At 66.5% G+C, this 12,772-nt stretch carries 11 protein-coding genes; 5 read left to right on the top strand and 6 right to left on the bottom strand.

The features are described 5' to 3' along the window. Positions 1-211 precede the first annotated feature (211 nt). Positions 212-910, top strand: a complete 699-nt coding sequence (locus tag JM664_RS06095; RefSeq protein WP_227419033.1) for a VPLPA-CTERM sorting domain-containing protein — start codon at positions 212-214, stop codon at positions 908-910. Between the two features lie 247 nt (positions 911-1,157). On the opposite strand, the gene JM664_RS06090 is transcribed toward JM664_RS06095, so the two are convergent. Then, entirely contained in the window at positions 1,158-2,045 is an 888-nt protein-coding gene (locus JM664_RS06090; protein ID WP_227419032.1) for a sulfotransferase domain-containing protein, read from the bottom strand. 350 nt (positions 2,046-2,395) lie between these two features. Between JM664_RS06090 and JM664_RS06085 the strand changes: the two genes are divergently transcribed. The 4 genes from JM664_RS06085 (at position 2,396) to JM664_RS06070 (ending at position 6,001) form a co-directional block, all read left to right on the top strand. Then, positions 2,396-2,926 carry a hypothetical protein gene (locus tag JM664_RS06085; protein WP_227419031.1) on the top strand — a complete coding sequence of 177 codons (531 nt, stop codon included), beginning with the start codon at positions 2,396-2,398 and terminating at the stop codon, positions 2,924-2,926. Then, entirely contained in the window at positions 2,923-4,236 is a 1,314-nt protein-coding gene (locus tag JM664_RS06080; RefSeq protein WP_227419030.1) for a GAF domain-containing protein, read from the top strand. Before JM664_RS06085 ends, JM664_RS06080 begins: the two co-directional genes overlap by 4 nt. 131 nt (positions 4,237-4,367) lie before the next feature. Beyond that, positions 4,368-5,468 (top strand): c-type cytochrome domain-containing protein, encoded by a 1,101-nt coding sequence (locus tag JM664_RS06075; RefSeq protein ID WP_227419029.1) that lies wholly within the window; start codon positions 4,368-4,370, stop codon positions 5,466-5,468. Further along, complete coding sequence (locus JM664_RS06070; protein WP_227419028.1) at positions 5,465-6,001, top strand: c-type cytochrome; 537 nt, start codon at positions 5,465-5,467, stop codon at positions 5,999-6,001. Before JM664_RS06075 ends, JM664_RS06070 begins: the two co-directional genes overlap by 4 nt. A 69-nt stretch (positions 6,002-6,070) precedes the next feature. Here the strand turns inward: JM664_RS06070 and proX are convergent, their stop codons facing one another. The 5 genes from proX to putP all read right to left on the bottom strand — a co-directional run bounded on the left by proX (position 6,071) and on the right by putP (position 12,771). Further along, complete coding sequence (gene proX / locus JM664_RS06065; RefSeq protein ID WP_227419027.1) at positions 6,071-7,087, bottom strand: glycine betaine/L-proline ABC transporter substrate-binding protein ProX; 1,017 nt, start codon at positions 7,085-7,087, stop codon at positions 6,071-6,073. 81 nt (positions 7,088-7,168) lie between these two features. Then, on the bottom strand, positions 7,169-8,410 hold the full coding sequence (gene proW / locus JM664_RS06060) for a glycine betaine/L-proline ABC transporter permease ProW (RefSeq protein ID WP_227419026.1): 1,242 nt from the start codon (positions 8,408-8,410) through the stop codon (positions 7,169-7,171). Continuing rightward, positions 8,403-9,590, bottom strand: a complete 1,188-nt coding sequence (gene proV, locus JM664_RS06055) for a glycine betaine/L-proline ABC transporter ATP-binding protein ProV (protein WP_319637518.1) — start codon at positions 9,588-9,590, stop codon at positions 8,403-8,405. Before proV ends, proW begins: the two co-directional genes overlap by 8 nt. 160 nt (positions 9,591-9,750) lie before the next feature. Then, on the bottom strand, positions 9,751-11,145 hold the full coding sequence (locus JM664_RS06050; protein WP_227419024.1) for an L-serine ammonia-lyase: 1,395 nt from the start codon (positions 11,143-11,145) through the stop codon (positions 9,751-9,753). A 153-nt stretch (positions 11,146-11,298) separates the two neighbouring features. Beyond that, positions 11,299-12,771 carry a sodium/proline symporter PutP gene (putP, locus tag JM664_RS06045; RefSeq protein ID WP_227419023.1) on the bottom strand — a complete coding sequence of 491 codons (1,473 nt, stop codon included), beginning with the start codon at positions 12,769-12,771 and terminating at the stop codon, positions 11,299-11,301. Position 12,772 lies beyond the last annotated feature (1 nt).

Genomic DNA, 12,772 nt, shown 5'->3' with positions numbered 1-12,772 from the left:
ACGCAAGGGCAGCCTGCGCCCGGGCTTGCCACCGAATAACTTGCACAACTCCCGGATGAGTGCCGCAATTCCAATGGCTTGAACCTGCGCGACGATCTAAGAAAAGATTTACAGAAGCCTTCGATACCGCCATGAAAGCAGAGGGGCAGTCTGAGCCAATGTTGAAGAGGGCTATATGAGTTTCTTTGTTTCGTTAAAATCTGCGGCGTCTGTGGGCGCGTTCGTCTGCGCGGGGATCGCGGTCAGCGCGCCCGCATCGGCGGCGACGATCACTTTCGGCGGATACGTATCGTCGAATGGCGCCGACCAGATCAGTCCGCTCGTCACGGTCAGCGACGACCCGGTGGGGAGCTTCCTGGTGTCGGTTACCCAGAATGCGGGATCGGACGGGCACCTGAACCTGATCGCGTTCGACCTCGGAACGGCGAGTTTCTCGTCCGGCGATGTCACGAATGTCAGGAACACGAACAACACGACGCTGGTCTCCACGTCGCTGTCGCTGCAAACCCCGTGCTCCAACACGGGACAGAACCAGGTCAGCAGCGGAAAGTATTGCTTCGGCACCAGCGTACCGATCGGCGGAAACAGCAACAACCTGAGCGGGGTTCCGGATGTGTATCCGGATGATTGGGACGTTGTCCTCGGGTTCTTCAACAACGACTCTCTCGGCGACGCAGGCTCGACGCTTTCGTTCAATCTGTCCGACCAAGGCGGTGCGCTGACGCTGGCCGATTTTCTCTCGGTCGGTCTTCGTTTCCAGTCTGCGAACAATAGAGAGGGTAGCGACAAGCTGATCGGCGTGCCGGGTGATGGACCTGATGGGGTGATCCCGCTCCCGGCAACGGCCCTCCTGCTGATGGGCGGCCTTGGCGGCCTCGGCGCGATGCGGAGCTTCCGCCGTAAGGCCTGATCGCCTGGATGACACGAAGTGCTGGAGACGCGCGCCCCGAGGCGCGCGTTTCTGTTTCAACGATCCGTCTGCACTGATCGAGCTCTGCTCTTTCGGCGTTGCAGATACAGATCTTGCTGCCCGACTGTTACCGCCTTCAGCCCACGTATCGACATCAGCACGTTGTCGGTTTCGGGCGACATGGGACGATGCCTGACACGAGCCGGCTACAGCAACGACACCTGCACGCCCGCATTTCCGCGCGAAGCTAGGCGGCGCGGGCCGACTGGCCACGCGCGCCCTCAGCTAACCAGCGGGCGCACTCCGTCCCGAGTTCGGCCAGCGCGCACTGCTCGTAGCGATCGCAGTCACCAGACGTCAGCACGTCGCGCCAGCGTCCGTTCGTGCACTCGTGGATAAAGTCGCCTGCGCCGCCGTTCCAGCAGACACCTTCGAGCGGCGCAGCGTCGTCGGCATGAGCCTTCATCCAGGCGAAGCTCGCATGCTCCAGAACCCGCTGCATCGTTTCGTTGTCGACCGGAATGTCCAGAAAGCGCGCGATTCGGGCGACCCAGCCAGGCAGATCACCCTCCATGTCTGGGTAGTACAGCAAGAGCACGTTCGGTAGGTCGCGGATCGCCCACCACGAGCGGAAGTTCTTACAGAAGGGCCAAAACGGGTAGCCATTCCCGTCGAGCCAGTCAAGGAAGTAGGCGCGCACGTCGCTGCGCGGGCGCTCGATCGGTGGGCCGACGCGGCCGGGGGTGTCGTTGATCAGCCGGTACCACAAATCGTTGGCGCAGACGTGGTGATTGTGCATCGACCCCATCACGTCGCGGCCGCCGCGGGCGACATCGACCGGCAGGTGCGTCTTGACGAAGCGGCGGTGGGTCTGTGCCTCGAGAAGGTCGAGCTTGATCTTCTTTTCCGGAACCCGGAGGTCGAGCCAGGGCGACAGTTCGACGACCTTCACCGACGGGTCGCCACCGAAGACGAGCTGGCCCACGATCTGCGGGGTCCAGGTGGTGCCGAACTTCGCATAGGTCGCGATGACGACGTCATCGGGCCGGAATGCGAAACCGTTCCACACGGTCGAGTCGAAATGGTGATTGTGTAGCTCGCGGGCCTTCTGCAGCCAGCGACGATCCGAGCTCATCCGAGGTCTCCCTTGATCTGCGGGCGACGCCCGATGATGTGCAGCGAACGCAAGCATCCGAAGCCAATCAGGTCGTCGCAGTGTCTGGTCTTGGGCGGGCGGGCCGGCCTGAAGGGAGTTGCGGCACGTCGAGCCGGTGATTTGGCCCCGTGACTTCTAGACCCCGCGGCCGCCGCGGCAGTTCAGTGATCGCTCGCGAAACCTTCAATGTCGGGTCACGGCCGACGGAGCGTGGAGAACCCGTAAACCCTGCCGGACCAGTCGAAAAAGGCGGCTCGCGCGGTGATTAGGGTCAGTATAAGATACCGACGGGCAGCTTGAACTCCCCGCAAGACGAGATGGATCTTTCGATGTCCAGTGTCGCACCTTCCGGGGCGCTGACCGAACCCGATCCCGATTGCCTGTCCGCTGGCCGGGCGCTTGTCGAGGAATTCTGCCAATACGGAGCGAGCACGATCATCGGGGTTGTCGGACTCGATCGGCGCCCGCTCGCCGGGATGGCGCTGGCATGTCTGGTGCTTGCGCCGGACCGGATCCGGGTGCTGCTCTCGCGGCCGTCGAACGCCCAGCTTCTCCTCGGGCTGACCCGCGACGGGAGGATCGCGCTGACGGTGACGGAAGTGCCGACGCACCGCTCGGTCCAGATCAAGGGCGGCGAGGCCGTGCTGCTTGCCGCGCAGCCCGACGACCTGCGCGCCGCCTCGCGCCAGCTTCGCGCCTTTCGTGACCGGCTGATCGACGCCGACTATGGCGAGGCCTTCTCGTCCTGCTGCTGCAGCTTCGATCCGACCGATGTCGTCGCCGTGGAGTTCGTGCCGCGCGAGGCGTTCACGCAGACCCCGGGCCCGCAGGCCGGCGAACGGCTGCGGCGCGTGTCGTGACCACGCTCGACCAGATCCGGAACTGCCTCGAAGGCGTCATACCCGCCTTCCTCGCCACGTTCGACAGCGACGGCACGCCCAACGTCTCGGAGATCTCGCAGGTCCATTACGTCGATCCGGGGCGTGTCGCCTTGTCCTACCAGTTCTTCAACAAGACCCGCCGGAACGTGCTGGCAACGCGCATGGCCTCCGTCATCGTCATCGACCCCGACACGAACGCGCAGTTCCGGCTCGACCTCGACTATGAGGAAACACAGACCAGCGGTGCCTTGTTCGAGGCGATGCGCGCCAAGCTGGCCGGCATTGCTTCGCACAGCCGGATGGAGGGGGTCTTCCGGCTGCTCGGGTCCGATCTCTATCGGGTCAGCGGGATCGAGGTCCTGCCCTCGCAGCGGATCGAGCGGGTGCGGCCGTGCAACCCTCTCAGCGCTGCGCGGCGAGCGGCGGCGGAGCTTTGTGCGAGCGCGGACATGGGAACACTCCTCGACCGGCTGCTCGGCGCGCTCGACCGGCAGCTCGGCATAACGCACTCGATGGTGCTGATGCTGGACCGGGGGGCCGGGCGGCTCTTCACGGTGGCATCGCACGGATACCCGACGACCGGGATCGGCTCCGAGGTCGGAGTGGGGCAGGGCGTCATCGGCGTCGCGGCGGCGGAAGGCGTGCCGATCCGGATCGGCCATCTCGCGGCTGACTACAGCTACAGCGCGGCGATCCGCTCGGCCGCCGGCATCGTCGAGGACAGCGGCTGCCCGGCCACCGCGATACCCTATCCCGGGCTCGAGGCGCCGTTGAGCCAGATCGCGCTCCCGCTGCGTCCGCTCGGCGAGACCACCGGCGTGCTCTTCGCGGAGTCGCTCGAGCGCAACCGCTTCGGCTATGACGACGAGGATGCGCTGCAGCTCGTGGCCGAGAGCCTTGGGATGCGGATCCTGCTCGCCCAGAACGACGGGGCCGAGGCGGAGGCGCCGCATGTGCCGGGCTGCGCCGGCTCGCTGCGCATGCGTCATTACCGCTTCGACAGCACGGTGTTCATCGGCGACGCCTACCTTATCAAGGGCGTCGCTGGCGCGATCTTATGGAAGCTGGTGAGCGAGCACGCCGCGACCGGCCGGACCGAGTTCACCAACCGCGAGCTGCGGCTCGACCTGTCGCTGCGACTGCCGGCGCAGTCCGACAATCTGGAGTCGCGTCTCCTGCTGTTGCAGCGTCGCCTCGTCGAGCGCGGCGGCTGCATCCAGATCGTGCGCTCGGGTCGTGGACGGTTCCGGCTCCAGGTCGCGGGCAAGCTCGAACTCGAAGAGATATGACCCACCGCAATTAAGAAACGTTTCAGGTTCGAGGAAGGATATCTTCCCATGCGGTGCCGCCGGCATCGTGAGACTCTGCTGCCTGTGGTCCCGTGCCCTTTGCGCGGGACCGTAGGGAGCCGCGTGACGCCATGTCAGTCCCGTTCATCGCAAAAGCCCGCCGCTTCGGTGCGTCGCTCGGCGCGGCGTCGGCATTCGCGGTGCTGGTCGCGGCTTCGGCGCAGCCGGTCTGGCCGGCGCGCGAGGCGGAACTGCCCGCGGACCTTTTTGCCACCGGTCTCTATTCCGAGCCGGAGACGCTGACGGTCGATCCTGCGCACCTTGCATTTTCGCCGCAATATCCGCTCTGGACTGACGGCGCGACCAAGCGGCGCTGGATCTCGCTGCCGGCCGGCACCACGATCGACGCTGCCGACGCCGGGCGTTGGCTCTTCCCTGTCGGCACGCGCTTCTGGAAGGAGTTCTCCTTTGACGGACGCCGCGTCGAGACGCGTTTCATGGAGCACCGAGGGGACGGTCGCTGGACTTTCGCGGCCTACGAATGGAGCGCAGATGGCACAGGCGCGACGCTCGCGCCGGAACGTGGCCGCGCCGACGCCTGGCCGCTGGGAGAGGGCCGGACGCACACGATCCCCGGCCGGATCGACTGCCAGGTGTGCCACGGCAGTGGCCCGAGCCCGGTGCTCGGCTTCACCGCGCTCCAGCTCTCGCCGGACCGCGACCCGAACGCTCCCCATGGCGAGCTCTTGCCGCTCGGGGCGGTCGATCTCGCGGCCCTGATCGAGCGCGGTCTCATCACCGGCCTTGCGGACGATGGGGCGCCGCGCATCGTGGCGTCGGGTCCGGTGGAACGGGCGGCGCTGGGCTACTTGCACGGGAACTGCGGGCATTGTCACACCGAGGACGGCGCACTTGCCGAACTGGGGCTCGACCTTGCCCATGACCCAGAGGATTCTCCGGCGTCGGCGCGTACAACGACATTCGACACTCCATTGCGCAAGCCGCCTGCCGGTTTGCCCGAAGGCGTTGCGCTGCGCGTCATCCCCGGCGATCCGGACGCGAGCGCGCTGCTCCATCGCGTCGCCTCACGCGACCGGCTGCTGCAGATGCCGCCGCTTGGTACTGCGCTTGTCGACGAGGATGCCGTCGCACTTCTCGAGGCGTGGATCGCAGCTCAGGACAAATCCCGTGCGGATGCTTCCGCGCCACTCAACGAAGGAGGAGAAGGATGAACGTCGCAAAGGCCTTGGCGGGGCTCTGCCTCGCGCTCGCCGGCACAGGCCTCGCCGCGCAGGAGGCCGACCCGGTCGCCCGTGGCGAGTACCTGACCAATACGACAGGCTGCCACGACTGCCATACGCCGTGGATCATGGGCGCGAACGGACCGGAGCCCGACATGACGCGGGCACTCTCGGGCCACCCTGCCGACATGGTGGTCGATGCGCCGGCGGAGGTCCCGGAAGGATGGGCAATGGCGGCCAACGCGGCCAACACCGCCTGGTCCGGACCGTGGGGCGTGAGTTTCACCGCAAACCTTACCCCCGACCCGGAGACCGGCGTCCTGCGAGAAATGAGCGAGTCGCAGTTCATCGACACCATCCGCAACGGACGGCACATGGGGCAGGGGCGTCCGATCCTGCCGCCGATGCCGTGGCCGGCCTATCGAAACATGACCGATGCCGATCTCGCCGCAATCTACGCGTACCTGCAGCAGGTGACTCCGATCCGGAACGCGGTGCCGGAGCCGTTGCCGCCGTCGCAGTGACGCCGCGGATGCCGAAAGCAGAGAACGCCGGCGAACCGCCGGCGTTCCAGATCGTCGGTGGCTACGCGCTCATTGCGCGGCGGCGCGGGCCTCTTCCAGCCACGCGTTCCACTGGTCGGGGTGAGCGGCGATCCAGGCATCGGCATGGCGCTCGATCTCCGCTTCGGAATCCTGCCCATCGCGCATTAGAAGGTTCTGCGCGCTGATGTCGTTGGCCGAGAGCTCCATGACCTCGAAGAGCTTGGCCGCGGCCGGATTCGCCTCGGCGAAGTCGCGGTTGGCAATGATGCGCTGGTTGTTGGCCTGGAATCCGTAGTTCGTGCCGTCGGGCAGCGCCGTGTCGATTTCAGACCGTTCGCCGGGCAGCGACGAGAACGGCACCTGCAGCCAGACCACGTCCTCGGCAGGGACGAGCACGCCCGAGACCCAATAGGGGGTCCACGTGTAGTAGAGGATCGGCTCGCCGTTCTCGTAGCGAGTGATCGTGTCGGCGATGATGGCCGAATACGAGCCCTGGTTGTGGGTCACCGTGTCGCGCAGGTCGAACGCGTCGAGCTGGTGCTCGATCACCTGTTCGCAGCCCCAGCCCGGCGTGCAGCCGGTGAGATCGGCCTTGCCGTCGCCATTGTTGTCGAAGAGCGCCGCGATCTCGGGGTCCTGAAGCTGGCCGAGGTTAGTGATGCCGAACGCTTCCGCCGTGGTCTTGTCGATCAGGTAGCCCTGCAGTGCGCCGGGGGAGTAGACGCCCTGGCGGTAGATCTCCTCGTCGCCGCCGGCTGCCTCGAAGAAGTCGGTGTGGAGCGGATCCCAGTGGTCAGCCAGGAAGGTGCCGTCGCCATTTGCGATCGCGACATGCGCGGCGGCGTATTCCAGCTCGCTGATGTCCTCGACCTCATAGCCCAGCTCTTCCAGCGCCTTCGTCACGAGCAGGGTCTGGAACGTCTCTTCGGCGATGGACGACTTGAGCGGCGTCACGGTAACGCCCTCGCCAGGCATATCCTGGGCCAGCGCCGTGCCGCCGGTAGCGAGGCCGAGGCCGGCGGCCGCCAGTGTTGCGACGGCGGTGCGTGATTTCTCTCGGATCATATGATCTCCCTTCAAGTTTGTTGCAGCGGCCCATGACAGCCGCTGGTCGGTCCGAAGTCGATGATTGCTTGAGTGGCGGGTCTATTCGGCCGGCTCGGCCTCTCCCGCGGGAGAGCGCCTCGAGCCCTTGCCTAGTGCTCGCCTTGCGTGCCCGACCGGGCCGGTCTCGTACCAGGCGAGGTTGCCGCGATCGCGCTTGGAGACACCCATGGCCTGCGTCATACGGTCGATGATGATCGCGAGCAACACGATGCCCAGTCCCCCGACGGTGGCGAGCCCCATGTCGAGGCGGCCGATGCCGCGGAGGACCATCTGACCCAGACCGCCGACGGCGATCATCGAGGCGATCACCACCATCGACAGCGCCAGCATCAGCGTCTGGTTCACGCCTGCCATGATCGTCGGCATCGCGACCGGAAGTTGCACCTTGCGCAGGAGTTGTCCCCGCGAGGCACCGAAGCTCTTCGACGCTTCGATGAGGTCGCTCGGGACCTGCCGGATGCCGAGGTTGGTGAGGCGGATCAGGGGCGGCAGCGCGAATATGATGGTGACCACCACGCCCGGCACGTTGCCGATGCCGAAGAGCATCACGATGGGCACCAGATAGACGAAGGCGGGCGTCGTCTGCATCGCGTCGAGGACCGGCCGCATGATCGTCGCCGCCCGGTCGTTGCGCGCGAGCCAGATCCCGGTCGGCAGGCCGATCAGGATGCAGAAGAAGACCGATGTGAAGACCAGCGCCAGCGTCACCATCGCCTCGTCCCACGCGCCGATCAGACCCACGAAGATGAACGAGATCACAGCGCCGAGGCCGAGCCGCGGACCAGCGGCTTGCCAGGCCAGGACGCCGATCAGCACAACCATTACCAGTGCCGGCACGCTAAGGAGCGCCGCCTCGATGGTGGTGAGGACACCGTCGACAGGCCAGCGGATCGCCTGGAAGACGGGACGAAAGTTGTCGACCACAAAGTCGAGCGCCGCCTCCACCCACGACTCCAGCGGTATCAGCGCCTCCTGAAACGGGTGCAGGATGTCGAAGCTCCGCTCCTCGGCCGGCGCCGCGCCCGTGAGCCAGTCCGGCGTCGCGGGTTGCGTCTCAGATCCACCACCCCATGGATTGGCGGCCGCATCCTCACCGGCTGCGGGCGGCGCGGCATCGGTCGTGCCGCCCGCCTGGTTCTGGGTCGGCAGCGCGGCGGCGTCATTACCGGGCTCCGTCGCAGGCTCGTTCGACGGCGGAGCAATCGTGCCGCGGTCGGTCCAAGGGTTGCCGGTGTCGGCCTGCGCCGTCTCGAAGGAAGTCGAAAGTTTGGGATCAGGCATCCTGGTCCTCCTTGGACAGCGCGCCGAGCAGGACCGCGCGCGAGACGACGCCCATGTAGCGGCCGCCTTCGTCGATGACGGGCAGGCCGCACGGCGCCGCGCTCACCTGGTTGATGACGTCGCCGATCCGACGGTCAGCCGACAGCGGCTCGACGCCGGGGACGAAGGCGCGAGAGAGTTGCGGATCCGCCGCCTTCATCTCGCGCTCGAGGCTCGCCGCCGAGACGACGCCGAGATACTTCTGCGACGCGTCCACGATGTAGGCGTAGTCCCGGTCGGCCGCCGCGATGCGCTCGCGCACGGCGCGGAGGTTGCCATCGCGGTTGCGCCGCTCGAACATGGTGACCTGCCGCTTGGTCGCGATATCGCCGACAGAGATGACGCCTGTGACATCGACGCCGCGGAAGAACGAGCGGACATAGTCGTTGGCGGGATTGTTGAGGATCTCGTCGGGCCTGCCGACCTGCACCACGTGCCCGCCTTCCATGATCGCGATGCGGTCGCCGATGCGCATCGCCTCGTCGAGATCATGGGAGATGAATATGATCGTGCGCTTCTCCTCCTGCTGCAGCTCCAGCAGCTCGTCCTGCATCTCCGTCCGGATCAGCGGGTCGAGCGCAGAAAAGGCCTCGTCCATCAGCAGGATCGTCGGGTCGTTGGCGAGTGCGCGGGCGAGCCCCACGCGCTGCTGCATCCCGCCCGAAAGTTCGTTGGGATAGCTCTGCTCGTAGGGCGCGAGGCCGACCTGCTCCAGCGCCACGCGCGCGCGCTTTTCCCGCTGCTCCACCGGCCCGCCGGAGAGCTCCAGCCCGAAGGCCGCATTCTGCAGCACCGTCATGTGCGGCATGAGAGCGAAGGACTGGAACACCATCGAGATGTGCTCGCGGCGAAAGGCGTTGAGCTCCTTCTCGTTCATCCGTGCGATGTCGGCGCCCTTGACGACGATCTCGCCCGCCGACGGGTCGATCAGCCGGTTCAGCATCCGCACGAGCGTCGACTTGCCGGACCCGGACAGTCCCATCACCACGAAGATCTCGCCCTCGTACACGTCGAAGGTCGCGTCGCAGACGCCTATCGTCATGCCGGTCCGGCTAAAGACCTCGTCCTTGTCCAGCCCTTCTCTGTAGAGCGAGATCGCCCGTTCGGGATCCGGTCCAAAGACCTTGAACAGCTGGTTCACGGATAACGCAGCGCCTGCGTCCATGACGATCTCCCCCTGATTTTTGAAGCGCAGGTACTTGGGCCATGCGGGATGTACATGTCAACCGCAGCCGGCTGACGCTGCGCCGGGCGCGGTGTCCTCCGAGGGAAGGTGAGTCAGCCCGCGCGGCTCCGGCCGATCAGCATTCGGGCAGACTTACCGCGAGGCCGCCCTGCGAAGTTTCCTTGTACTTGTCGCTCATGTCGCGGCCGGTCTGTCGCATCGTCTCGATGCAGGCGTCGAGGGGCACGATGTGCGAGCCGTCGCCGCGCAGGGCGAGTGCGGCCGCGGCCACCGCCTTGATCGCGCCAAGCCCGTTGCGCTCGATGCAGGGGACCTGGACCAGCCCACGCACCGGATCGCACGTCATGCCCAGGTGGTGCTCTAGCGCGATCTCGGCCGCGTTCTCGATCTGCGCATTCGTCCCCCCAAGCGCGGCGCATAGACCGGCCGCAGCCATGGCCGAGGCCGAGCCGACCTCGCCCTGGCAGCCGACCGCGGCACCCGAGATCGAGGCATTGCTCTTGATGAGCCCGCCGATCGCCGCGGCAGTCAGCAGAAAGTCCCGCATCCCGGTGCGATCGGCGCCAATGCAGTGGTCGCGGTAGTAGCGGATCACCGCAGGCACCACGCCGGCGGCGCCGTTGGTCGGCGCGGTCACGATGCGTCCGCCGGCAGCGTTCTCCTCGTTGACCGCCATCGCATAGACCGAAAGCCACTCGTTGGCGACGTGCGGCTGCGCTTGGTTCCGGCCGCGTTCGGCCAGCAGCGACTCGCTGATGGCACGCGCGCGACGGCGCACCTTCAGCCCGCCCGGCAGCGTGCCCTCGGCGGCGAGGCCGCGATCTATGCACTCGTCCATTGCCGACCAGAGGCGGTCGAGGCCCGCGTTCAGGTCGCCGTCGCTGCCAGCGGTCTCGTTGGCCCGCTTCATCGCCGCAATCGAGAGGCCTGACCCCGCACCCATGCGCAGCATCTCGGCCGCGGTGGCAAAGGGGTAGGGCCGGGCCCGGCTGGCGTCGTCTCCCTTGATGTTCTCCCTTTCGAGCTCGCGCTGGGTCAGAACGAAGCCGCCGCCGATCGAGAAGTATGTCTCGGCGAAGTGAAGATTTCCGTTCGCGTCGAAGGTGCGGAAAACGAGGCCGTTCGCGTGCCCGGAAAGCGGCGGTCCGTAGTCGAACACGACATCCGCATCCGGATCGAAGGCGAGATCGCTGAGGTCAGGCACGTCGAGGATGTGTGTACGCCGCAGTTCTGCGATGCGGCGCTCGGCCTCGTCGGGGTCGAGCGTTTCGGGGCGAAGGCCAAGGAGCCCCAGCACCACGGCCCTGTCGGTCGCATGTCCCTTGCCGGTGAAGGCGAGGCTGCCATGCAGCGTCGCCTCGACCCGCGCGGCGGCACCCGAACCCGGTATCGGATCGGGTCCGGCGCGGAGCGTGTCGACAAAGCGCGCGGCGGCAAGCATCGGACCCATGGTGTGTGAGCTGGAGGGGCCCACGCCGATCTTGAAGATGTCGAAAACGCTCAGGAACATCGGACCTCCCGTCATTCTACGGCGAGTGAAGCATATCTCCTCGCTGCGCGGCAGATCCGACATCACGCCGCCGAGTGCATCGGGCAGAGCACAGGGATCCTGCCCGCGACCAGTGCTCGTCGTCCGGAATGGGCGAGAGACTGCGGCGCATGCTCACGCGGATGCGCGCGGCCGGAACTCCCCCTGCGTCTCGGTCGCGAGGCTGACGATGACGATGGCACCCATGGCGAGCAGGAAGCCCGGGATCATCTCGTAGACTCCAGGGCCGCCGAGGAAGCTTGCGTTCCAGCCAAGGCTGCTCCAGACGATGACCGTCAGCGCGCCCACGACGAGGCCGGCGACGGCGCCGAGGCCGGTCATGCGCTGCCATGTCAGGGACAGGATCATCAGCGGCCCGAAAGCGGCGCCGAACCCGGCCCAGGCGTTGGCCACGAGGCCGAGAACCTGGCTCTCCGGATCGCTGGCGATGAACGCCGCGACGGCCCCGACCGCCACGACGGCGATCCGGCCGACGGTCACGATGGCGGTGTCTCTCGCCTGCCGGTCGACGAGGAGCTTGTAGAAGTCCTCGGCGAGCGACGAGGACGAGACCAGGAGCTGGCTCGACACTGTCGACATGATGGCCGCCAGCAGCGCGGCAAAGAGGAAGCCGGTGATCAGCGCCGGGAACAGCGTCTCCGCCAGCAGGATGAAGATGGTCTCTGGATCCTCGAGCGTGATGCCGCTGCGCTCGACATAGGCGCGGCCGAATATGCCGACGCCGATCGCTCCGAGGAGCGAGATCCCCATCCAGGCCATTGCGATGTTGCGCGCGGTCGAGACCTCCGGGACGCTGCGCACCGCCATGAAGCGGACGATAATGTGCGGCTGACCGAAGTAGCCAAGGCCCCAGGCCATCAGCGAGAGCCAGCCGATGAAGGTCATCCCGTCGGTCCACCAGGAGAGCGTGAAGCCCTCGACGGTCGACAGCGTCTCGCCGGCCTGGCCGAAGCCCCCGCCCTCGCCCGCGTAGAGGACGACGAGCGGCATGACGATGAGGGCGAGCATCATGATGCAGCCTTGCACGAAATCCGTGAGGCAAACGGCGAGGAAGCCGCCGACGACTGTGTAGGCGAGGACGATACCCAGCGTCAGCCAGACGCCGGTCTGGTAGCCGCCGTCGAAGGCCGTTGAGAAGAGCTTGCCGCCCGCCACGAGGCCGGAAGCGGTGTAGACGGCGAAGAAGATTACGATGATGATCGCCGAGACCATGCGCAGCGTGGTCGCCTGCGACGGGAAACGGTTCGCGAGGAACTCCGGGATGGTGAGCGAATTGTCGTAGCGCTCGGTCTGCTCGCGGAGGCGCGGCGCAACGACGATCCAGTTCACGAGGGCGCCAATGAAGAGGCCGATCCCGATCCAGGCCTCCACGAGCCCCGCGGCGTACAGCGCCCCCGGCAGCCCGAGCAGCAGCCAGCCGGACATGTCCGACGCGCCGGCAGACAGGGCCGCGACCGCCGGCGGCAGGTTGCGGCCGCCGAGCATGTATTCCTCAGAGTTCGACGTGGACTTGCGCCACGCGTAGAAGCCGATGCCCAGCATTATCGCGAAGTAGATGATCAGGCTGATCCAGACCCCGGTCTGCATG

Source organism: Roseitranquillus sediminis, from assembly GCF_016918935.1.
GTDB classification, from domain to species: domain Bacteria; phylum Pseudomonadota; class Alphaproteobacteria; order Rhodobacterales; family Rhodobacteraceae; genus Roseitranquillus; species Roseitranquillus sediminis.
Note: the sequence above shows the minus strand (reverse complement) of the source record. Positions and strands in the feature narration are given on the sequence as shown.

What these genes read in the sequence shown, in the direction of transcription:
- JM664_RS06090 (WP_227419032.1), bottom strand. Translation starts at nt 2,045, where the DNA reads ATGAGCTCGGATCGTCGCTGGCTGCAGAAGGCCCGCGAGCTACACAAT.
- JM664_RS06085 (WP_227419031.1), top strand. Translation starts at nt 2,396, where the DNA reads ATGTCCAGTGTCGCACCTTCCGGGGCGCTGACCGAACCCGATCCCGAT.
- JM664_RS06075 (WP_227419029.1), top strand. Translation starts at nt 4,368, where the DNA reads ATGTCAGTCCCGTTCATCGCAAAAGCCCGCCGCTTCGGTGCGTCGCTC.
- JM664_RS06070 (WP_227419028.1), top strand. Translation starts at nt 5,465, where the DNA reads ATGAACGTCGCAAAGGCCTTGGCGGGGCTCTGCCTCGCGCTCGCCGGC.
- proX (WP_227419027.1), bottom strand. Translation starts at nt 7,087, where the DNA reads ATGATCCGAGAGAAATCACGCACCGCCGTCGCAACACTGGCGGCCGCC.
- proW (WP_227419026.1), bottom strand. Translation starts at nt 8,410, where the DNA reads ATGCCTGATCCCAAACTTTCGACTTCCTTCGAGACGGCGCAGGCCGAC.
- JM664_RS06050 (WP_227419024.1), bottom strand. Translation starts at nt 11,145, where the DNA reads ATGTTCCTGAGCGTTTTCGACATCTTCAAGATCGGCGTGGGCCCCTCC.
- putP (WP_227419023.1), bottom strand. Translation starts at nt 12,771, where the DNA reads ATGCAGACCGGGGTCTGGATCAGCCTGATCATCTACTTCGCGATAATG.